The organism is Flavobacterium phragmitis (assembly GCF_900112575.1).
Taxonomy (GTDB): Bacteria; Bacteroidota; Bacteroidia; order Flavobacteriales; family Flavobacteriaceae; genus Flavobacterium; species Flavobacterium phragmitis.
Genome location: NZ_FOMH01000005.1, coordinates 312096 through 335877, shown reverse-complemented (window position 1 = coordinate 335877; position 23782 = coordinate 312096). Strand labels below are relative to the sequence as shown.

The following is a 23782-nucleotide window of genomic DNA, read 5'->3' as shown; positions in this document are numbered from 1 at the left end:
AGACAAAGGGACAGAGAAACAAAGTGGCAAAGTTTTTTTTTGAAAAGAGACAAAGTAACCAAGATACAAAGTGACAAAGTTTTTTTAAACCCTAAAAAAAAGACGCACTGCTGTGCGTCTCTACAAAACCTTTGTCACTTTGTATCTTTGCATCTTTGTATCTTTGCATCTTATTTAACCTCAAATCCTTCCTTTACTATTTCTCTTTCTACTTTATCAATTAATTTGTTGGTTTTTCCGGTTAGTTTTTCTTTTTTCCAATCGCCTTTTACATACAGTACAATTGTAATTAAAGCGGTTACTACTGAAGCAATTGGGAAAGCCCACCAAATTCCGTGTTTTCCTAAAGGTGTGTTATGAGACAAAATAAAAGCAAGTGGAAACTGAATTACCCATTGTGAAACCAAAGTCAAAATCATAGGAAGTTTAGTATTTCCAACGGCACGGAAAACACCTGTTAAACAAAGCTGTAAGCCTAAAAATCCCCAAGAAAGACAAGTAATTCGCAGCAATTCTGTTCCTCCTTCGATAACTGCTTGATCTTTTGGGACGAAAAAAGCAATTAAATGAGGCGCAAAAATGAAAGCTATAATTCCTAATCCTGTCAATAATCCGAAACCTAGATAAGCCCCTAATTTTGAAATTTCGGCGGCGCGGTCTACATTTCCAGCACCAATATTCTGCCCAACCAAAGTGGCAATTGCCATTGAAAGTCCTAAAGCTGGAATTAAAATCAGCTGAATTAAATTGGATCCTGCACCGTACGAGGCTACCGTTGTTGTACCAAAACGCACAATCAGAAATGTGATTGCCATCATTCCTAAAGCACGCATAGATTGTTCAATTGACGAAGGAAATCCAATCTGGAAAGCTCTTTTGATATGATCCCAATCTGGCTTAAAATCCTGAATACGAAGATGAATTCCGTGTTTTCCTCTAAACAAAATCGCAAAACCAATAATAATTGCCAAAAGCTGTGTCGATAAAGTGGCCAATGCAGCGCCTTTTACACCCATTGCCGGAATAAAGTTCCATCCGTAAATGAATAATGGATCCAATGCAAAATTCAGTATTACCGTTCCCAAAACAATATAAACCGGCAAAGTTACACGTCCAACTCCACGCATAATGGATTGGAAAATCATAAACCCAAAACTAAAAACCAGGCCAATAAAAGCGACTCTCATAAATCCTAAAGCATCAATATAGACTTGAGGCTCAACTTTTAAAAGATATAAAAAGTATGGACTTAGAATATATCCAATAATCGATAAAACAACAGAAACTATGATAACCATAGATAAAGTCTGCGCCGCCACGTGATTGACCATTTTCTGATTTCCTGCACCAAAATATTGCGCAATTAAAATGGATCCTGCAATGGCTAATCCAGTTCCTAAAGCAATCGTCAAAAAGATTACTGGCGTACTAACAGAAACCGCGGCAACGGCATCTCCGCCCAAGCGTCCAACCCAAAAAGCATCTACCAATTGATAAGCCGCCTGTAAAAGATTGGCAATCATAATAGGAACGGCCAATTTTAATAATGAAGAAAGAATTGGTCCTTCTAATAATTCGTTTTTTTTCATTTTTTATTTAAAATAATCGTTTAAAATAAGTTGACATATCAACTTTTAAATCCTAAAAAAAATTAAAGCGTTTCTAATTTATCTGCATAAAACCTCACTGCATTTAGAGCTTCTATCCTTTCTTTTGGAGTAAATACAGACATTACTTCTTCTTCTGCCCTTTTCATAAGAGATCGAATGTTTTTTGCCAAAGTACTTCCTTCATTCGTAAGACTTACGATATTCTTTCGCTTGTCGGTTTTATCTTTTACAACCTCAACCAGATTCTTCTTTTCAAGAGCGCTAATACTTCTAAGAATCGAAGATTTATCACGCATCGTTTTGTCTGACAATTCTCTTTGTGAAAGACTTTTTTGATTCAAAATCATTAAAAGCGGTAATTGTTCTAATTGCAAAGTAATTCCAGCTTCAGTCATTAACGCATTGGTGCGTCTGAAAATTGCTCGCTTCATTCGATGAATCTGAAAAAAGAAACTATCTGATATTTCCTCTTTCCAAAAATTTGAAAAATTCTCTTTATCGGTCTGTGTTTTTTCCATGATGCAAATTTAGGAAAAAGAGTGACATGTCAACTAATTTTAAATAAAGTTTATATTTTACTGATAACCAAACAGTTCTACACAAATAATCCGGTTCAAAAACCAAAATGAAAGAATATTTTCACTAACTTTAAATGTTAAAAATTGCCTAATAAAAAATTAAAAAAACTACTCTGATGAAACATTTATTTATTTTTTTGGTAATGACATTTTTCTGGATTCCGCTAAATGCTCAGACGTTTGCAGAGAATACTTCAAATGAAAATTTAATGACTGTCAAAACTGAAAGTGAAAATTTTCAGGACAATTATGCTGACGATCTGCCCTGGCATGCGAGAAGATTCAAAGTTACAGCTGGTGTTTTTTTTCCTGTTAATAATACAGAAGTAAAAGTCGGCAGTAATAATGGTCAATTTGGAAATTTAATTGATTTTGAAAAAGACCTTGGCTTTAACAAAAATACAACTTCATTTTTTGGAGCTTTTGAGTGGAGAATCTCCAGAAGATCCAGACTTGGTGCAGAATATTATTATTTAAGCAGAAATTCTACAAAAACACTTCAGAAAGAAATTGAATTTAGAGACCATGTCTATCCTGTAGATGCTACGGTTTATGCATTCATGGACAATCATATTGGTAGAATTACTTATGGTTATGCATTTGTATCAAAACCAAAATATGAAATCGGAGCTCTTATCGGTGCACACGTTTTATTTGGTGATGTTGGAATTGGACTGGCAGGCGAAACAGCAAATTTAGAAGTTAAAGATAATTTTGGATTTACTGCTCCGCTTCCTGATATTGGAATTTGGGGAGAATTTGTTTTAGGCAGAAAGGTTGGCCTTTATGCAAACTTTAATTATTTTGCCATTAAAATCAATGATTTTGACGGAAGATTATTGAGTTATAATTTATCTGTTTTATATAATGTTTATCAAAACTTCAGTTTAATGGCGGGTTATACTGGACTAAATATTAGAGTCGACATGGAAAAAGAAAGACTCAATGGTTTCTTTAAATGGGGTTATAATGGACCGACTTTAACCGCAACTTATAGTTTTGGAAATCATGTGAAACTTTATAAACATTAGCTTTTAAGATGCTGAGATTCTGAGATGCTAAGGTTCTAAGTTTTCTATACTTTGAGGGTAGTTTTACCGCAAAGACGCTAAGTTTAGCGCAAAGTTCGCTAAGTTTTTTTATAGCTAAATGTAATAATCTCGCAAAGTCGCAGAATCGCAAAGTTCTATTTTCTTTGCGATTCTGCGACTTTGCGAGATTTTTTTACACAAAGCTTTGCGAACTTACTATTCTCAATGTACAAAACGCTGTAAAAAAATCTTTGCGAACTTTGCAGTAAAAATAAGCGTTCCAACAAAAAACAAAACCCGATAACTGCTTTGCTATCATTTTTTTTTTACCGCAAAGCACGCAAAGATTTACGCAAAGGACGCAAAGTTTTTTATAGCAAAATGTAATAATCTCGCAAAGTCGCGAAGACGCAAAGTTTTATTTTCTTTGCGATTCTGCGACTTTGCGAGATTTTTTTTTTGCACAAAGCTTTGCGAACTTACTATTCTCAATGTACAAAACGCTGTAAAAAAATCTTTGCGAACTTTGCAGTAAAAATAAGCGTTCCAACAAAAACAAACCCGATAACTGCACTGCTATCGGGTTTATCACCAAACTTAAACTTACTTAATTAACTCAAAATAAAACTAAACTAATTTATTTCTTGATTGGAGAAAATTTTATTGCTGTTCCTCCGCCAGCTGCTAACTTGATATTTAATACCGTTTTGCTGTTTACTTTTTGTTTAGAGATTGTAACTGGATACGGATTGGTTTTGTAATTGGCTCCTGGTCCATCCGAATAGATTTCTGCTTCGTATTCTTTGTTTTGATCTAAGAATGATAAAGCTACTTTCAGATCTCGTGCATTTCTGTTTGTAATGGATCCTAGATACCAGTTTTTCTCGTCCCAGTCTTTACGGGCAATCGTAGTATACTCTCCAATTTTTGAATCCAAAACTTTGGTATCTGACCAAGTACAAGGAACTTCTTTTACAAACTTAAATTCTGGTTTATTCTCATAATTTTCAGGCAAATCGGAAGCCATCTGCAACGGACTGAAAATAATAACATACAACGCCAATTGATTTGCCAAAGTCGTTTGTACTTTTGCTCCTGATGGTGTTTTGTAATCAAAATTGAAATTCCCTGGAGTATAATCAAAAGGCCCTGAAAGCATTCTCGTAAAAGGTAAAGTCGTTAAATGCTCTGGTGTATTTCCTCCATCTACAGACCATGCATTGTATTCTTGCCCTCTACCTCCTTCTTGTGACATGAAATTTGGATACGTACGTTGTAATCCCGTTCCTTTCATTGGTTCGTGATTATCAATCATAATATGATATTTGGCAGCGGTTTCGATTACTTTTCTGTAGTGACGCGCTCCGTATTGGCTATCATGCCATTCTTTTTTGTCCAAATATTTATTTACATAACCCGTTTTAACGGAATTCACTCCCATTTTCTGATACAATTTGAAAGCATCTTCCAATTGGTTTTCATAATTTTTAGTTGCTCCAGCAGTTTCATGATGTCCGATTAAACGAACATTTTTTACAGCAGCATATTTTGTGATTTCTTCCAAATTAAAGTCTGGATAGGCTTTTGTAAAACTAAACGCAGAACCATCGGCAGTCCAGTCGCCGTCCCAACCTTCATTCCATCCTTCTACTAAGACACCGTCAAAACCATTTTTCGCAGCAAAGTCAATATATTCTTTAGTATTCTTGGTTGTGGCACCGTGTTTTGGGCCTTGTCCCCAAGTGTATTTATCCAAATGCATTCCCCACCAGATTCCGATATATTTTGAAGGTGTTATCCAAGATAAATCTTCAATTTTTGACGGTTCGTTCAAATTCAACATAATTGTTGAAGTGGCAACCTCTCCAGGGTTTTTACCTACTACAATTGTTCTCCAAGGTGTTTTAAAAGGTGTTTCCGCATATACTTTTACACCATCTGCCCAAGGCACTAAATCACTTTTATATTGTTTATCGGATGTTTTTAAAAGTGTCATGGAAGCAAAATCAGTTAAATTGGCTTCATGAATCGCTACATACAATTTATCCTTGGTTTCAAAAGTTGCCGGCGTGTTGATTGTATCCGTTTTACTCATTAACGTTTTGCGATATTCACTTTCGTAGTAGCTGTTTTCGCGGTGAACCGGAATCCACCAGACTTCATTATTATCTTTAAAAGTAAACTGTGTTACTTCATTTGAGATTTTGACTTTTCCTAAATTCGGTTGTTTAGGAAATTCGTATCGAAAACCTAAACCATCGTCAAAAACTCTGAAAATAATATCCACCAAACGCTCTTCGCCTTTTGCTTCTTTTAAATGAACAATTAATTCGTTGTGATGATCTCTCACTTTTTTGAATTCGCCCCAAGGCTGTTCCCAAGTTTCATCTGCTGCTTTTTCTTCTGTTGAAACTACTTCAAAACCATCAGTCATTTTTGGCAATCCTTGAAATTCAAATCCAAGAAGAGAAGGCTCAATAACCGATTTTCCGTTAGACGAAAAACTATACTGAGGCTGTCCCGAAGGTGTTAGTTCAAAAGTAAGTTCAGATATTTTTTCAGGAGAACTGATTTTATACGTTTTTTTAGTACTGCAGGCAAAAATCAGCATGGATGCCAGCGCGACTATACAGTATCTATATTTATTATTTTTCATTATGTAAATTGTATTAATTACAGCTTTATTTAATTTCGCTCATTATCTGTTTTGCTTTAGCAGACTGCATCGAAACAAAATAATTAAACGCTTGATCGAGTTTTTTCTGGGCATCGACATTTCCTTTTTTCTGTACGCGTAAATCATACAATTTGCTGATATCAGGAAAAACATTTTCTGTGTTTTTTACTCCGGCAAAAGCTTTTATTTTTTCGATATAAGAATATCCAAATTCAACGGTTGGTTCAAACATAGTTCCCTCTCCGAAATCATTCCATGTAATCAGTTGCAGATAATTGATATTCGCATTTTTTGCTAAAGCAAGCGTTGCGTCTAAAGTTGCTCCATTGTTATGTTCGATTGTCCATCCAATTGCCGCTCCGCCTCCGCCTTCAGCATAAAAATCTTTAAAACCAGGATAAGCGCTTCCCATCGCTACTCCCAATTTTGGTTTGGTATTGGTATAAAAATTCGTCAGATAACTATTGTCTTTATAAACCCAAGCATACTCTCCAGCAGCATTATCTCCTGCTTTTGCTGAATGATCCCAAAGGGTTAAAAATGTTGGTTTTGTAGTTAAAGTTCCAAACACATTGGTCCATTCGGCAGCAGTCTGCAGGACAATTGGGCCAAAATTCATCAAAAGAGGCTTTCCATTAATTTTGATATAATTAGCATCAGTAAAATAATTATTTTGTACATAAGCTAAATCTGTTTTTGCCGCGCTGGTTACCGAAATTGCTTTTCCAGCGTTGACAACATTGGTTAAAAAACGATCTTCATAAACAATCGCATATTCTAAACCTACTTTATCCAGCATCTCAATTAGCTGTTCTGTATTTTCTTTCACCATTCGGTAATCGTTTACATCATAAGTGCCGTACCAATCGATCAGAATACCATCAATTCCTGAATATTTCATCAGTAACAAATGATTTTCAATCACATTTTTATCGCCTGAATGATACGGCCCAATCAGCGGATAATAATAAGATGCAATTTCTCTACGGCCATTTGCTCCTACATTGTTCGGATTTTTGTTGGCCATTGTCCAATGATATCCCCATTTTTTATCGGCACTGCTTTCGTTGGTTTCAAACCAAGGCATGTAGTGCATATAAATTTTGGTGCTGTTGGTTTTCTCAATCGCAACAGGTGCTGTTTTTTCTGGTTCTGTTGGCTTATCTGAACCTTTGTCATCGCTGCTGCATCCAGCAACCATCACAATATTCATTAAACCAAAAAACAATGATGTGATATATCTTTTCATATTGTTGTGCTTTATATTTTGTTTTTGCCACAGATTATAAAATTTACAAGGATTTTATTATTGAGTAATTTATTTCACGCAGATTTAAAAAAGATTTAAGCAGATTCACACAGATTCATTTTTATGATATTCCAATTTAAATCTGCTTCAATCTGCAGAATCTGCGTGAAATAAAATCTTTTTTTTAATCCTTTAATTTAAAAATCAACCTTTTAGTATCTATTGCAAAAAATTAAAAACATGTCAGCCTTCCACGACTAACCAACATGGAAGACTGACATTCTAGTAACCTAATTTGGATACCCAGGATTTTGTTTTAGGTTTTTATTTGTTGTTAAAACAGTGCTTGGAATTGGGAAAATCGCTCTGTATTTTTCTGTTGCACCTTTTGACCACCAAGGCAAAAAGAACGTTCCAAAACGAATATTGTCTGTTCTTCTTCTTCCTTCGAAAGTGAACTCTTTCAACAATTCTTGATCAATAAAAGCTAAATCAATTGTTGCTGGCATTTCTTCTCCTGCACGTGCAGTAACCTGCTGTAAAAATGGTCTTGCTAAATCTGGAGAACCTAGACGAACATAACATTCTGCCTGCATCATTAAGATTTCTGAATAACGAATTAGGACAAAATCGTGATCACGCTCCCATTGTTCTCCTGCTTTCATTTCGTATTTCGCTAAACGAACTCCTTCATTTTCTTTAGCGTTTTCCAAACTGGTCAAGTTCTCCGTGTAAGTAAGTGGTTCTCCATTATCCATCATAATTACAGAACCTGTTGCCAAATTGATCTGATCGCCTTCCAGCATGCATTTTTTTCTTTTGTCTGTATCAGCGAAAGCGGAATAAACTCCAGGCTGCGCGCACATTCCGTTTGCACTCCAAGGATAATTTCCAATTGCCGAAATCGCTAATTTTTGATTGTAATGTGCCGACATCGAATTCATGTAATTTCCAACTGTTCCTGCTTTTGAATCATAAGGAATCGCAAAAATAATTTCAGACGAAGTCTGATTTTCGGTTACGAAATTGGCAAAGAAATCTGGTGTTAAACTATAGCCCGTAACTTTCTGGCATGCATCTAAACAATCCTGCCAGCGCGCTACGCCAATGAATGCTTCAGAATTAAGATATAGTCTCGCTAAAATTGAATAGGCAACATTTCTAGTCAATTTAGAATACACCACATTTGGATTTAAATGCGGAATAGCATCTGTCAATTCTTTTTCAACAAAATAATAAACCTGTTTTCTAGTTGAATTCGAAGGCAGATCTGTATCCTCAAAATTGGTTACAATTGGCACATTTCCAAATAAATCTAAAAGATTGTAGTAGTAATAAGCTCTAAGCGCTTTTAGTTCCGCGAAAATGGGTTCTTTAGCTTTATCTGATAAAGACGATTTATTGATTTGATAAATAATGGCATTGATCTTTGCTATTCCAGTATAATTGTAACGCCAAGCCGAAAGTATCATTCTGTTATCTGCTTTCCAAGTATGTTTTTGTGCATCTTGATACTGACCTCCATCGTACCAGTTGGTCCCTCTTGTTGGAATTGTTGCTTCATCTGAAACAACTTCATTCAAAAAGAAAACATATTCACAGGTTGGAAAGTTATTGGAGATTGCATCAGAGAATCCTCTTAGCGAAGAATAAGCTCCCCCAACCAGCGCATCGATTTCCTTAGTTGTATTCCCGAACTCACCATCTTCTACCTGATCATACAACTGTTCGTTCAAATCAGTACATGATACCGTAAAAAGCATGCTTAAAAGTATTGCTGCTGTTATTTTGATTTTCATTTTTAATATTTTATGGTTATCAATTCGCTTAGTTATTCAGCGTAAAATTTAGTCCAACAGAAATGGTTGTTGGTCGAGGATAATTATTGTATCTGTCAATTCCAGGAGCTGCCAATCCAGTTTGATCCATAACTCCTGTTTGATTAATTCCGTCCTGAGCATTTAATCCAATCTCTGGATCTACACCTTTGTAGCTTGTAAATACAAATAGGTTTTCTCCCATTACATAGAATCTTACTTTAGATTTTTTGTATTTCAATGGTAAAGTATAACCAAGAGATAAGGTTTGAAGTCTGAAGAAAGAAGCATCTTCAATCCAATAGTCTGAATACTTTGGAGCAGAAGTAATACCACTGTTTAAGAAATCGTCAGGAACGTTAAATGATGGTAACCTGTTTGGATCGTTCAACATCATATTGGTTGCATTTAAGGCTTTTTGTCCAAACATTCCGTATCCTGAAATTCCAAGATCAAAATTTCCATACGTAAAATTCATGGCTAGACCTAAAGTTAAATCCGGCTGAATATTTCCTAAGTCTGTTTTATCAGCATCAACCAAAGCGCTTTCTTGCACAACCTGTCCTGCAGCATTGTAATATTGTATTTTACCATCTGCATCTAAACCTGCATTTCTGAATCCCCAGAAAGTTCCAACAGGATATCCTTCTGCAATAATCTGAGAATATTGTCCAGACATACCTGCTAAACCGTGTAAAGAACCGCTGTAGATTACATCTGTTTTATAAGTTGGATTCGAAAGTTTTTCAATTTTCTGAACGTTATGTCCTAACGTTAAATTGGCATTCCAGTTGAATTTATCTCCTTTAATGATGTCTGCATTCAAAGTCAATTCCACACCTTTGTTAGACATTTCACCTACGTTAGCCAGCATAGTTCCTACTAAATAAGGAGGTTGAGGCACTTCATAAGTGTATAATAGGTCTTTTGTTGTTTTAGAATAATACTCAAAAGATCCAGTAATTCTGTTGAAAAGACCGAAATCGAAACCAACGTTAATTTGCTCAGTAGATTCCCATTTCAAATCAGGATTTGGGTTTTGTTTTGGTGAATAAGCCAAACTCCAAGTTTTAGTAACTGGATCGTAGTAACTGTCGTTTCCAACTCCTAAAATAGAAAGCGATTTGTACTCTCCAATTCCGTCCTGGTTACCTGTAACTCCGTAACCTACTCTCAATTTTAAGTTATCTAACCAACCTTTTGAAGATTCCATAAATTCTTCGTTAGAAATTCTCCACGCTGCAGAAGCAGAAGGGAAAGTTCCCCATTTGTTGTTTTCTCCAAAACGGCTAGATCCGTCACGTCTTACTGTTGCGGTCAATAAATATTTACCATCATAGCCGTAGTTAGCACGAGCATAAAAAGAAACTAAATTTGATTTTCCTTTGTATGAATACACATCTCCTAAACGATAATTGTAACCAGCTCCTAAATTGTTATAGCTAAAAGCATCTGTTACGAAACCACCTCTCTGAGCTCCAAAACCTTGATAAATATTTTCCAGATAAGAATATCCTGCTAAAGCACTAATATTATGCTTATCAATTGTTTTGTTGTAGTTTACATAAAGTTCCCCTTGTGCATTGGTATATTCAGCATAGGTTCTCTGCGCAAAACCGCCTTCGGTCTGACCTTCCATAACGGCATAAGATGGTTTGTACGTTCCTCCTTTTACTGCATTGTGTTCCAATGAAATATTAGCTGTAGCGGTAAAATCATTTAAGAATTTCACATCTGTTTTGAAATATCCTAAAAGTCTGTGTCTTTCATTATCAAATGTTCTGTTCGTTAAAATCTCAACAGGGTTTTGATAAATATTTCCTGTTACAGAAGAAAATGATCCATCTTCATTGTAAACCGGAATTGTTGGATTTAAGTTATAAGCTCTTTCAAAAATTCTGTAATCAATTGGGTGCCATTTGTCGATGTTCGCAAATAATCCCATATCGAATTTTACATCTTTGTTGTCTCCAAGAAACTGATAAGCACTAACGTTTCCGCTGATTCTTTCTAAACCTGATTTTTTAATAACCCCTTCATTATTCAAATATCCAATAGAAGTTCTAAAACCGCTGTCTGCTTTACCAGAATTAATGCTTAAAGTATGAGATTGAGAAATTGCTGTCTGCTCGATTGCTTTCTGCCAGTTGGTATTGCCACCGTAGTCTACAGCATCTGCATTTCCTGTCTGACGAACATAACCTCTCCATTGGTTTGCAGATAAAAGATCTAAATTGTCTGTTACATAACCAATACTTGATAAACCATTATACGTTACAGAAACTCCTTTAGTTCCAGATTTAGTTGTAATCATGATTACCCCATTTGCTCCTCTAGAACCATAAATTGCTGTTGCAGAAGCATCTTTCAAAACGTCAACCGATTTAATATCTGCCGGCTGCACCACATTGATATCTACACCTGCAATTCCATCAACCACAATTAACGGACTATTGCTAGCTGTTAAAGAAGTTCCTCCACGAAGACGGATTGTAGAACCTGCAGCTGGATCACCAGAAGGGCGAATGATATTTAAACCTGCAACTTTTCCCTGTAAAACCTGTTCTGTAGAAGAAATTGTTCCTTTTACTAAATCATCTGCGCCAACAGTTGAAATAGCTCCAGTTAAATCTGATTTTTTTACTTTACCGTAACCTACAGAAACTACTTGTACTTCTGCCAACGCATAACCGTCATTCTGCAGACGCACATCATAATTGGAAGTATTAGCAGTAATTTGAACTTTCTGTGTTGTTGAGCCAATAAAAGAAACCTCAATTGCACCTCCTACGGCTACCTGAAGACTGAATTTACCATCAAAATCTGTTGTGGTTCCGTTTTTTGTTCCTACTTCAATGATAGAAGCTCCCGGCAAAACGTTGCCGGTATTGTCGTAAACGGTTCCTGATATTTGTTTTTTCCCCTGTGCGAATGTCCCGGCAGAAAGAAAAAGCATAAATATCATCAATACCGCTGCTTTAGCAGTCCACATTTGATGCAGGACGCTTTTTGTATTTTTACTATTCATATGAAACTATTTATTGTTTTTTATCCGTCATATGTAATTCGCATATCAACTATTGGTTTTACGACCAACTTTTCGTTTATGCTCCTTTCATTAGAATTGGTGTTTTAATTTAATAGTGAATTTATTTGTCCAAAGTTTTAAGCGGAATTGTGGTATCCGAAATCGTTTTGTCTTTGTTGTCTTTTACCAAAACGTGGATTTCGCTTAAATTCGGAAGGCCGTTTAGTTCTGAAACTAAATTCACAAACCCTTTAATTTCAGTAGTTCCTCCAGAAAACTCACCCGAGAATGTTTTTGTTCCTGCCGTAATCGTATAAAGTAATTTGTTCACTCCTACTTCATTGTTTTTTCTAGACATCCCCAAGAAATCTTTCTGACTGATTTGCAATGGGAAAAAGCTGAAACTTGGCGGCGGTGGCGGAATAAATTCACCTGCATAAATAATCTGATCGCCAGAATTTGTTGTCCAGTCTTTTGCAACCATCAAGAAAGTGATGTTTTCCATAACAAAACCAGCAGGCGGATTGTAGTACTGCTGCGGAATTAAATCCATTCTATAAAAACCATTTCCTAAATCTTTCAATTTTGTTTTTTCAGATACATCTGGAAGCCATGCCTGATATTCCTGTAAAACTGCCCAATTGTTTAAACCACTATGAAAATGAACACTTGGAACACCTGCAAAACCATCTTTCAAATTAGAATTGAATAAAATACTAACCGGTTTATCGATTAAAGGTTTTGAAGGATACGATCTGATTAATTCATTTGCTGTATAGAAAGAAGAAAAATCAGTGTATGGCATATTGGCCACATCACTTTGTTTCGATCCGTTAAAGTTTTTTAAACGAAACCAAAAACCTGCACTTGCAGCAATTTCAGCCGGAGTTTTAGAAAAATAAACGGTTGGAGTTAAAGTAAAACTCCAGATTTTATTTCCTTCATATTTCAGTTTTGCAAAGCTCGAAGAATGTTCCCAGTTTCCTGCATCTGGTTCAGATGGAGACCAGATCCAGATGTATAAATCTTCTGTTTCTGCAAACGTAGTTCCTGATAAATCGAAATACCAAGTAACTTGTTCATCATATTTGTACACTACAGGAAATGATGACATTGGCCCTACAGCTCCGGCATTTTCTTGCGCCTGAATAAAATTAGGAGCCATCAACAAGGCAAGTAAAATTGTATATATAAACTTTTTCATATTACTTTTTAATTAATAGCATTTAATTTAAAGATGTAAGACACAAATGGAGTACCACCTGAAGAACGCACTAGCTGAAGCTGCATTTCTTCATTTTTACCTGGAACAGACATTACTCGAAGTTCATCTGTTTTCTGCGTTTTTTGTGCATCACTGTACAAATAGATTTTTGTTGCACGGTCATTTGTTTGTTGGAAATCTGAACTTAGTTCCCAGTAGCCTTTTGGAGCGAATAAAGGCGGAACGTTTCCAGTTACTTCATAACTTGTCGGCCTGTTTTTTTCGTCTACGCTAAAGTTGATTTTAAAATCTTCGTAGTTGAAATAAGTACTCAAGTTTTCTTCACTCGGTTCGATCTTATTTGCTTTCGCAGTTTCATCGACCATTTTCAAATTTGCTAATTGCCAATTGCCGTTTACTTTCTCATAAATGGTAATTGGATCTACGTAGCTTCCATCTTCTGTGTTATCGCAGCTAATCGCAAAAAAACACATTAAAAGAGCTAACCAATAAAAGCTTTTACATTTCATAAAATTTTGGTTTTTGTTAGTTTGTTACCCCTTCAAAAGGATAGAGCGAAGCTAGAAGTTAAATAAAACTTAAAAAAAATATCTGAGAAAAATCAAGATAAAATCAGAAGAAATAAAATATTAACTATTTAAATATCAATATTTTATAATTATTTTTACAAATAAAAAATCAAGATGCTGTTTAGATAAAAATCAGTGGTTTTTTAATGGTTAAAATGACAATATGTGAAATATTTGCTATTATTTTTTCACTATGCATATATATAAATAGTTTTTATTGTATAATTGCAAATAATTTGTCCGTTTTTAACATTTACAGCTTATTTTTGATTCAAAAAACTCCTTCTAAAGCGATGTTATTAAACTATTTACAAGATTCTGAGATTTTAGGTTTCGTCTAATCTCAAACTTATTTTTAATTTTAAAAACGAATTAACTAACTATATCTATCAACCTTTTTACCCTTAAACCAAAACCAAATCATGCGAAGAATATTGATACTGCTTTTCTTCATTGGAGGTTTTTCTCTAACTGCGAAAGAGACAAATCCTTATTTAGAAGAATTAGATCAGGTGCTTTTGAAAAAAGATGTCTATCTAAAACAGAAATATCGAAAAATTGAAGCTTTAAAGAAAAATGTATCCAAGTTTACACTCAACCAAAACAATGAAGAGCTTTATAATTGTTATATGTCACTTTTTGACGAATACAAATCTTTTAAATACGACTCTGCTTATTATTATCTGGAACAATCTAAAATTAAAGCGAAGATTTTAAAAGATCCCAAGTTTTTATCTAAAAGCCGAATCAAAGAAGGTTTTGTATTGCTCTCGTCAGGACTTTTCAAAGAAGCGATTGATACTTTGAATGTAATTGATGATACCAAACTAGATATCAAAAACAAATTTGAATATTACAACATTAAAGCTCGTGCTTACTACGATTTAGCCGATTATAACCGAGATCAGCGTTTTAATATTCATTATGTACAACAGGGAAATCATTTTCTAAAAAAAGCCTTAGAATTAATTGGAACTAATACCAATGAATATTGGGCAGCAGAAAGTTTGAAACGTCTTAAACAGCAGGATTGGCGTGGTGCCGAATTTGCGTTCAGTTACTGGATCAACAATTATAATCTTCCTCCGGATTATTATGGTATTGCGACTTCAAGTCTCGGCTATATTTATTCGGAAAGAGGTTATACCAAAAAAGCGATTCAATATCTGGCTCTCGCAGCCATCGCCGACGTAAAAAATGCAACTAAAGAAACCGTTGCGCTTCGTAATTTAGCCAATGAACTCTTTAAAATGGGGTATTTGGACAAAGCCAATGAATACATCAATATTGCCATGGATGATGCAACTTTTTATAATGCGAGACATCGAAAAATTGAGATCTCGTCAATCTTGCCAATTATAGAAAAAGCGCAATTGAATAACGTAAAAGACAAAAATGATAAACTGGAAAAGATTATTATTCTCCTCACTATCTTAACAGTAATTATTTTTGTTTTCCTGGGAATTATCTTCAAACAATTAAAAGAAAAAAACAAAGCCCGAAAAACGATGGCTGAATCCTATTTGAAACTTCAGGAAATGAATGTAAGTTTAAGCGAGGCTAATGCGATTAAGGAAGAATATATTACGTATTTTATTAAGGCAACTTCGGCTTTCATCAATAAAATCGATCATATTCAGAAAAGTACGCTACATAAAATCATCACCAAAAAAACAGATGAAGTTATTGCCAGTTTAAAACGTTATAATGTAAAAGAAGAAAGGGAAAACTTATTTCATCAGTTTGATGAAATCTTCTTGAGATTGTTCCCCACTTTTGTAACGGAATTCAATAAATTGTTTCCAAACGATCATAAATGTATTGTGAAAAAAGGCGAACTTCTGAATACCGAATTACGAATTTTTGCTTTGTACCGATTAGGAATTCAAGACAGCAATCAAATGGCAGAATTCCTAGAACTTTCTGTGGCTACAATTTATACTTATAAAACCAGAATCAAAAGCAAATCTGATTTTAAAGATACTTTCGAACAGAAAATTATGGAGATTAAAACGATTTAAGATTCTGAGCTACTAAGATGCTAAGGTTCTAAGTTTTTTTCACAATCTTGTCATTTCGACGAAGGAGAAATCACACGCGGGATTCGACAAAGTTTGAAGACATTTCTTTGCGGAATTTCTAGTGTGATTTCTCCTTCGTCGAAATGACAAACTAACTTAAAAATATTTTTACTCAACAGGTTCCAACTGTAAAATTGTATTTTGATAAATTTTACTCAACGAAAATAATTGTTCCATAAAAATCATAATTGCAATTGGAACAAAGAAAAACACCAGCAAACCTTCTTCGTACAAAAAATAAGTCGAAATCATGGCAAGTCTGGTATACTCTAGATAATACATCCATTTTCGCTGTTCTAATAAAGCACCGCAATTGATTAAAGTGAGGATTACTAAAGAAAGCACCAATACTTTATCATACGATTCTAAATAATCAAAATAATAGGTAAAAACGGTTAAAATAAAAGTGCAGATTCCTAATTGTATATACAGGTAATTTTTAAATCGGAGTCTTTGATTTGGAGAGGCTTTATCTTGCAGAAAACGCTTTTCCAAAACCGGACGAATATCCTGATCCATATTTGCCGGACTTCCAAAAACGGCTTTCCATCTAGCTTTGAAGCCACTGGAGCGTTTCCACAATTCATAAATTTCAAAGTAATAATGAAAATGTTGCCATAAAAAACTATAACTTTTTAATGGATGCGTTAAACCATATTTAGGTTTTTCTTCTTCGGCTTGAAATGTTCCAAAAAGACGATCCCAAAAGGTAAACATATCTCCGTAATTTTTATCCAGATATTTTTCGTCAGAAGCGTGATGAACTCCATGAACAGAAGGCGTTACAAAAACATACTCCAGCCATTTTATTTTTCCGATAAGTTGCGTATGTGTAAAGAAAGAATAAGCACCGTGAACAATCAGCATTGTAATGACCATTGAAGGATGAAAACCAATAAAGGGCAAAACACACCAAAAACCAGTTCTAATTATGGCCTGAAAAGTAGTGATTCTCGCTGCTGCAGTAAAATTAAATTCTTCACTATGATGATGTACAATATGCGCCGCCCAAAAGAAATTAACTTCGTGTCCTAGTCGATGATACCAATACCAGACAAAATCTGTAGCGAGAATCAATGCAAACCAAATAAAAGCATTGCTTGGAATTTCAAAGAGTCTGTAATCATCATAAATGAAATAATAGAGCTGATAAAAACTAGCCGCAATAAATAAGTTAACCAAACGCTCAGCAATCCCGATGCTGATGTTAGAAACCGAGCTTTCATAATTAAAAATTTCCGGCCTTTTTCTGCGCTGCGCAAGTTTATATTCTAGAAATAAAAAAAGAAAAAAAGCCGGCATGGCGAATGCAAGAAAGTTTATGTTTTTCATCTTTTCAATACTTTACAATTTTTAAATTTATAGTAAACGAAAAAGACACTTCCATCAATTACGTTTTAATAGGGAGAGAAAAACGCAATCAATAGAAATGATCTTTTACGAAGTAAACCTGATTATTAATTCTGTTTATATTGAGGAGATTCCAGCGCAATCTCTTTTACAGACTGCGTTTCGGCTACTTTTTTCAAAGCAATAATATAAGCAGCAATACGAGGCGTTACATTGTGTTTTACTGCCACTCTAAAAACAGTATCAAAACCTTTTTCTAAAATATCCTCCAAACGTTTATTGATTTGGTGGATTCTCCAAGACTCCAAAAGTGAATTCTGAAGCCACTCGAAATAAGAAACGGTAACACCGCCCGCATTTGCCAAAATATCAGGAACAACTAATATATTTTTATCATGCAAAATCTGATCTGCATCTGAAGAAACTGGGCCGTTGGCACCTTCTACAATAATTCTTGCTTTAATATCGCCCGCATTCTTCTGTGTAATCACATCTTCTTTGGCTGCTGGAATCAATAAATCAGTTTCCAGAAGCAATAAATCTTCGTGTTTGATGGCAACTGAATTTGGATAACCTTTAATCGTTTTGTTATTCAGATTGTAATACAAAATCAATTCGGGAATATTAATTCCATTTGGATTGTAAAAAGCTTCTGAAACATCGCTCACCGCAATAATCTTAACTCCTTTTTCATACAAAAACAAAGCTGAATGCAGTCCAACATTTCCAAATCCTTGAATTACTGCAGTAGCTCTCGCAGGTCTTATTTTTAGTTTTTGAAGCGCCAAAAGACTAATAATGCTGACTCCGCGTCCAGTAGCTTCCACTCTTCCTAAAGATCCGCCAGAATGAAGGTGTTTTCCTGTAACAACGGCATGAATTGGTCTTCCGTGCAGTAATGAAAATTCATCCATCAGCCAGCCCATTTCGTCTGGACCCGTTCCCATGTCCGGAGCTGGAACATCTTTTTCTGGTCCAAAAATATCTGCTAAAGCTTTGGTATAAGCTCTGGTTATTTTTTCTAATTCGGTTTTAGAATGCTTTCTCGGATCACAGATAATGCCGCCTTTTGCACCGCCAAACGGAATTCCAGTTACAGCAGATTTCCAGGTCATCCAGGCGGCAAGTGCTTTTACTTCGTCCAAATTTACAGCTGTATCGTAACGAATGCCCCCTTTTGAAGGTCCTAAAGCCGTATTGTGAATTACGCGGTATCCTTCAAAGTTTTGAACGTTTCCATTATCTAAAGTAATCGAAAAGTTTACGGTAATCTGTTTTTCTGGTCGCTGCAGTTTCTGTTTGATAGAATCATCTAAATTCAAAATAGCAGCGGCTATATTAAATCGATCAATCATCGATTGAAAGGGATTGTGTTTTATAACTTCTGAACTCATAATTATAGTTTTAGGTTTGGGTTATCTTTTATATTTATTTGTTCTTCTCTTGAAGAATCTTCTTTGTCTAATCTTAAGATCTACTGCAACACAGAATTTTTATTAAACCACTGTGCATTAAAATCTTTCTGTTTCTGCTGGTTCTCATATTTACATTTTTTAATGATTCAAAAAAAAGCCTTTCATGGTGCAATGAAAGGCTAAAAAAAAAATAACTAACAAGTACTTTCTCTATTAACGCCATTTCAAAACGTGATTCATCATGCAGCACATCGCAAAGCTGCAGTTGAAAGACATCTTAATATTTCGGCTAAAGTTTTTCATTGTTGAAGCAAAGCTACAAATTATATTTATAAATTCTATAGAATTAGTAGAATTTAATTTAATTAATTTTAAACACAATCCAAAATCAGCTGTAAATTAAAGAATTAGAGATTAAAAAAAAATTACTGTAGTTGTGATAAAAAGATAAAAACTATCGCAATTAAAGCCAAAAACAATCCAAAGACATTAATTTTAGAAAGTTTTTCTTTGAAGAAAAAAGCTCCAACTATGGTTCCTAAAACAATTACTCCCATATTCATTCCGGCAAAAACCGTTGATGGATTTTCAGCAAATGCTTTATGAGCCTTTAAATAAAACAGAATATTAGAAAAATTGAAAATTCCGACCAAAATACCAAAAGGGATATTTTTGGTTTCAAATTTCTCTTTATTAATTAAAAGCTTATAAACAACGATAGCAATAGAAACCGCAAAAGCAATTAGAAATACAAAAAACAATGAAGTTGTATAAGGTACAACCGTATATAACGCAATTTTCTTGAAAAGAATATCCACAACTCCAAACCCAAACAAAACCATTGCAGGATAAACCCATTTATTTTGGTTATTGTCTGACTGTTTTCTCAGAATAAATAAAAGAGCAGCAAAACCAACTAAAACTCCAATAACCTTATAAATATTAAAAGCTTCATTAAATAATAACCACGCTGCTAAAATTGGGATAAAAAGAGATAATCGCTGTGCGGCATCGGTTTTGGCAATTCCCATAAACTTTATCGAAAGTGCCAAAAATAAAAACACAATTGGCAATAAAATTCCAACTGCTGTATAAATCCCTACAGGAGCATTATCGTCTAAAGCATTTAAATCCGGACTAAAAGTAAAATAACAAAGTGCTATTGCGGCAACATAATTGAAAGAAATAATCTGAGAAGGATTGGCATTGTACTTTCTTGAAACCTTGAAAATAACACCAACAATAACACTGCATAAAATGCTTAAAACAAGAAATAACATAGATTTATATTTGGACTGTAAAAGTAAACTATTGTAAAATAAAATGGTCCAACCGGTTTTAAAAAACCAGCTAGACCAAGTTTATTTTTGCCACAAATTGCACAAATTGATATTGATATTGCTAAATAGCTTTGTGTAATTAATTTCACTAATATCAATTTGTGCAATTCGTGTTTTATTCTAACTTATGTCCACACAAATCGGATGGCTATCGAGAATGTTTCTATGTGTTAAAAAAAATCTTTTCAGCTATTTTTAGAATTTACTGATGTAACTTCCGTAAATATCCCTAAACTGATTTCCTTTATCGAATCGGTCTTTGCTTAACTTTTTATATTCAACCAATCCCCACAAAACAAATTCTTTCAAAAAGTAAATATCTTCTTTGGCTGTTTGAGGCTGGTATTTTTTAATTAAAACATCTAGAGGTGTTACTTCGTCCAGAATTGCTTTATATTCTTTGTCTGAAGCATCGTCTAATAATTCGAAACCACTTTCGGCAAAAAACCATTCTACCACATCAGAATAAGGTGTTTTTTCATCTGGTTTTTCTAATTTTTCAATTTTCGGAAAATATTCTGGAAACAAACTTCGAATCGCCGAACCAATCAGAGTTTCTGCCACAACATCAGCTCCCTCCTGCTCTCCTTCATAAACCAATTCTACTTTTCCTGTAATCGCCGGAATAATTCCGATAAAATCTGATAAACGTAACGTTGTTTTATCCGCTCCCGAAATTAAAGCACGACGTTCTGCTGTACTAATTAAATTTTCAAAAGCTGTAATACTCATTCTGGCACTTACACCGCTTTTGTTATCTATGTGTTCACTTTCGCGGGCTTCAAAACTAATCTGCTCCAAAATATCTCTCGCTAAACTTGGCACATAAACAATATCGGTTTGGTTTTTATCTAATTTAGATTCTTGTTCCGTTATTGTTCTCGCAATCGCAATACTTTCAGGATAATGTGTCAGAATCTGAGATCCAATTCTATCTTTTAAAGGCGTAACAATACTTCCCCTGTTCGTATAATCTTCCGGATTCGCAGTAAAAACAAACTGCATATCCAAAGGCATTCTTAATTTAAATCCTCTAATTTGAATATCGCCTTCCTGCAAAATATTAAACAGCGCCACTTGAATTCTAGCCTGCAAATCGGGTAATTCGTTAATTACAAAAATACAGCGATTGGCCCTAGGAATCATTCCGAAATGAATTACACGATCGTCTGCATATGATAATTTCAAGTTTGCTGCCTTTATTGGATCAACATCTCCAATCAAATCGGCAACGGTGACATCTGGAGTTGCCAGTTTTTCAAAGAAACGTTCACTTCTGTGCAACCAAGAAATTGGAGTCTCCTCTCCTTTTTCTGCAATTAAATCCTTTGCAAAACGCGAAATAGGATTTAGCGGATCATCATTAATTTCTGAACCTTCCACAAACGGAATATATTCATCCAATAACTCAACCATTTTACGAGCCAAGCGTGTCTTAGCCTGTCCGCGAAGTCCAAGTAAATTGATATTATGACGAGACAAAATAGCTCTTTCTAATTCTGGAATTACTGTATTTTCGAAACCATGAACACCTTCAAAAACAGGTTTCCCAGATTTTATTTTTTCGCGAAGATTATTTCGCAATTCATCTTTAATGCTTGTACTCTTATATCCAGCGGCTTTTAATTGACCTAATGTCTTTATAGTATTGATTTCCATTTTATTGAAATATAGATTATTTTATTTATTGATTTGGCAAACGTGCCAGACGCACTGCAGTGCGTCTCTACGATATACGTTATGTTTGTTCATTTGCAAAGAAATCTTAAAATCAAAATAGACGCACTGTGGTGCGTCTCTACAGTATACGTTATGTTTTCATCTGCAAAGAAATCTTAGCACCTTAGTACCTCAGAATCTTAGCAACTTTATTTAATTCTCTTCTTCCTATTCGCTTCATAATCTTCAAAAATCATTTCGCCCAAACCTTTAATTCCGGTATAAAATGCTTTTCCCTGATTCGCTTCTGTAAACTGATTTACAAATCGCTGCAAATAAGGATCTCTGGCAATCATAAAAGTAGTAATCGGAATATGAAGCTTTCTTGCCTGCTGTGCCTGCGTGTAGCATTTATCTACAATATATTCATCTAAACCATTACTATTCATATAATAAGAACCATCTCTTTCACGAACGCAGCTTGGTTTTCCGTCTGTAATCATGAAAATTTGCTTGTTGGTGTTTCGTTTTCTTCGCAGAATATCCATTGCCAATTGCAAACCTGCAACCGTATTAGTATGATATGGCCCAACTTGCAAGTAAGGTAAATCTTTAATTGGAATGGTCCAGGCATCATTACCAAAAACCAAAATATCTAATGTGTCTTTTGGGTATCTTGTTGTAATAAGTTCCGCCAGAGCCATCGCAACTTTTTTGGCAGGTGTTATTCGGTCTTCGCCGTACAAAATCATACTGTGACTGATGTCGATCATTAAAACAGTGCTCATTTGTGCTTTATATTGTGCATCTTCTACGATCAAATCGTTTTCAGTAAGCATAAAATTATCTACACCGTTATTGACCTGTGCATTTCGAAGACTTTCAGTTAATGAAATTCTTTCCAGGCTGTCGCCGAAATTATATTCGCGGAATTCACCTGTATGTTCATCACCGCTTCCGGCATATTTGGTTTTATGATTTCCGCTTCCTGATTTTTTCAGGTTTCCAAATATTTGATCTAATGCCTGCTGTCTGATTGCTCTTTCAGTTTTTGCAGTAATTCCTAAACCAGAACTTCCATCACCTTTAACTTCATCTCTGATATAACCTTTCTTCTTTAAATCTTCGATAAAATCGTCTATAGTGTAGTTCTCGTCGGTAAGTTTGTATTCTTTGTCCAGTTCCCTAAGCCAATTGATGGCCTCATCAAAATCACCCGAAGTATGAGTGATCAACTCTTTAAAAATCGTAAAAAGTTTATCAAACGGAGACTGAAAAGGAGCTTCGTAAGTCTTAAAATAAAAGCCTTTTTTAAATTCGTTTTTCATAAATCTAAAATTACGTCTTTTTAGAATTATGAAAAACGAATAGTTTATTAATTTTTAGTTAAAATATTTAACCAAAAATCTGAACTAACAGTGTTAGATATAAGAATTATTCAAACTTTCCATCCAAATAATACCAAGCACCATTTTCGAATTTAAAAGTAGAGAATTCGTAATGTACTTGAGGTTTATTATTTGAATCTAAAAAGTATGCTTTGAATTCGACAGTATTTTCAGAAGAACTCAAAATTTCTAGTTTCTGCCATTTATTAGAAACTGCCCATCTTAAAATTTCAGTTTTTGAATAGTATTTTCTTTCTGAAACATAAGTGGTTTCCATTAAATAAGCGGCATTATGAGTTGCATAAGCGGAATATCTGGAACGCATTAAAGCTAATGCTGAAGGAGCTTTTTGACTTCCGTTTAAATACAATCCACAGCAATCATCAAAAGATAATCCTGTAGCGCAGAAACATTTTTTATTCTCCATCGACTGGTTCTTCTCCATTAATTTTAACGTGAAGCTGGTTCAACAAAACCTGATAACGAGTAATTTCTCTTACTTCTTCATCTTCTTCAGCAAAATCAATCATCTCATCTAATGTTTCGCTTACTTCTAATAGTTTATTATTGGCTTCTCTATCATTTTTTGCAGCGATTAAATCGATAATTTCTTGTACGCTTGCTTTTAGAGTTTCAAATTTTGAATTCATATGGTTTTGTTTTTTATTCGCCACGAATTACACAAATTTCCACTAATTTTTAATCTACATTGAACACAAATTTCAAATATAATTCGTGCTAATTCGTGAAATTCGTGGCAACTTA

General features: G+C 34.5%; 17 protein-coding genes. 2 read left to right on the top strand and 15 right to left on the bottom strand.

Annotated elements, in window-relative coordinates; translation table 11 throughout:
- Nucleotides 1-170 precede the first annotated feature (170 nt).
- Nucleotides 171-1589 (bottom strand): MATE family efflux transporter, encoded by a 1419-nt coding sequence (locus tag BM289_RS11190; RefSeq protein WP_091493225.1) that lies wholly within the window; start codon nucleotides 1587-1589, stop codon nucleotides 171-173.
- Between the two features lie 62 nt (nucleotides 1590-1651).
- A complete protein-coding gene (locus BM289_RS11185; RefSeq protein WP_091493224.1) occupies nucleotides 1652-2128 on the bottom strand; it encodes a MarR family winged helix-turn-helix transcriptional regulator in 477 nt (158 codons plus the stop codon).
- A gap of 176 nt (nucleotides 2129-2304) precedes the next feature.
- Between BM289_RS11185 and BM289_RS11180 the strand changes: the two genes are divergently transcribed.
- The gene (locus tag BM289_RS11180) at nucleotides 2305-3219 is read left to right on the top strand and encodes a hypothetical protein (RefSeq protein WP_091493222.1); all 915 of its coding nucleotides are present in this window, start codon (nucleotides 2305-2307) and stop codon (nucleotides 3217-3219) included.
- 637 nt (nucleotides 3220-3856) lie between these two features.
- Here the strand turns inward: BM289_RS11180 and BM289_RS11175 are convergent.
- The 6 genes from BM289_RS11175 to BM289_RS11150 form a co-directional block, all read right to left on the bottom strand.
- Nucleotides 3857-5875: a glycoside hydrolase family 97 protein gene (locus BM289_RS11175; protein WP_091493220.1), complete on the bottom strand. Its 2019-nt coding sequence runs from the start codon at nucleotides 5873-5875 to the stop codon at nucleotides 3857-3859.
- Nucleotides 5876-5900: 25 nt separating this feature from the next.
- Nucleotides 5901-7145, bottom strand: coding sequence for a glycoside hydrolase family 99 protein (locus BM289_RS11170; protein ID WP_091493218.1), 1245 nt, complete (start codon nucleotides 7143-7145; stop codon nucleotides 5901-5903).
- A 290-nt stretch (nucleotides 7146-7435) separates the two neighbouring features.
- Nucleotides 7436-8944, bottom strand: coding sequence for a RagB/SusD family nutrient uptake outer membrane protein (locus tag BM289_RS11165; protein WP_091493216.1), 1509 nt, complete (start codon nucleotides 8942-8944; stop codon nucleotides 7436-7438).
- Nucleotides 8945-8972: 28 nt separating this feature from the next.
- Complete coding sequence (locus BM289_RS11160) at nucleotides 8973-11990, bottom strand: SusC/RagA family TonB-linked outer membrane protein (RefSeq protein ID WP_244165364.1); 3018 nt, start codon at nucleotides 11988-11990, stop codon at nucleotides 8973-8975.
- A gap of 121 nt (nucleotides 11991-12111) precedes the next feature.
- Nucleotides 12112-13194, bottom strand: coding sequence for a hypothetical protein (locus tag BM289_RS11155; protein ID WP_091493215.1), 1083 nt, complete (start codon nucleotides 13192-13194; stop codon nucleotides 12112-12114).
- Between the two features lie 8 nt (nucleotides 13195-13202).
- Nucleotides 13203-13724, bottom strand: a complete 522-nt coding sequence (locus BM289_RS11150; RefSeq protein WP_091493213.1) for a DUF5004 domain-containing protein — start codon at nucleotides 13722-13724, stop codon at nucleotides 13203-13205.
- 482 nt (nucleotides 13725-14206) lie between these two features.
- Here BM289_RS11150 and BM289_RS11145 point away from each other — a divergent pair, with 482 nt between their 5' ends.
- Nucleotides 14207-15805: a DUF6377 domain-containing protein gene (locus BM289_RS11145; protein WP_091493212.1), complete on the top strand. Its 1599-nt coding sequence runs from the start codon at nucleotides 14207-14209 to the stop codon at nucleotides 15803-15805.
- Nucleotides 15806-15973: 168 nt separating this feature from the next.
- Here BM289_RS11145 and BM289_RS11140 read toward each other — a convergent pair whose 3' ends face one another.
- The 7 genes from BM289_RS11140 to BM289_RS11110 all read right to left on the bottom strand — a co-directional run bounded on the left by BM289_RS11140 (nucleotide 15974) and on the right by BM289_RS11110 (nucleotide 23667).
- The gene (locus tag BM289_RS11140) at nucleotides 15974-17197 is read right to left on the bottom strand and encodes a sterol desaturase family protein (protein WP_091493210.1); all 1224 of its coding nucleotides are present in this window, start codon (nucleotides 17195-17197) and stop codon (nucleotides 15974-15976) included.
- 125 nt (nucleotides 17198-17322) lie between these two features.
- Entirely contained in the window at nucleotides 17323-18609 is a 1287-nt protein-coding gene (locus BM289_RS11135; RefSeq protein WP_208610249.1) for a Glu/Leu/Phe/Val family dehydrogenase, read from the bottom strand.
- A 446-nt stretch (nucleotides 18610-19055) separates the two neighbouring features.
- On the bottom strand, nucleotides 19056-19910 hold the full coding sequence (locus tag BM289_RS11130) for a DMT family transporter (protein WP_091493206.1): 855 nt from the start codon (nucleotides 19908-19910) through the stop codon (nucleotides 19056-19058).
- Between the two features lie 255 nt (nucleotides 19911-20165).
- Nucleotides 20166-21629, bottom strand: coding sequence for a magnesium chelatase (locus BM289_RS11125; RefSeq protein ID WP_091493205.1), 1464 nt, complete (start codon nucleotides 21627-21629; stop codon nucleotides 20166-20168).
- A gap of 209 nt (nucleotides 21630-21838) precedes the next feature.
- Nucleotides 21839-22957, bottom strand: coding sequence for a vWA domain-containing protein (locus BM289_RS11120; RefSeq protein ID WP_091493203.1), 1119 nt, complete (start codon nucleotides 22955-22957; stop codon nucleotides 21839-21841).
- 106 nt (nucleotides 22958-23063) lie between these two features.
- Nucleotides 23064-23462, bottom strand: a complete 399-nt coding sequence (locus tag BM289_RS11115; protein WP_244165363.1) for a YchJ family protein — start codon at nucleotides 23460-23462, stop codon at nucleotides 23064-23066.
- Nucleotides 23434-23667, bottom strand: a complete 234-nt coding sequence (locus BM289_RS11110) for a hypothetical protein (RefSeq protein WP_057116258.1) — start codon at nucleotides 23665-23667, stop codon at nucleotides 23434-23436. The genes BM289_RS11115 and BM289_RS11110 overlap by 29 nt, the downstream gene beginning before the upstream one ends.
- Between the last annotated feature and the right edge of the window lie 115 nt (nucleotides 23668-23782).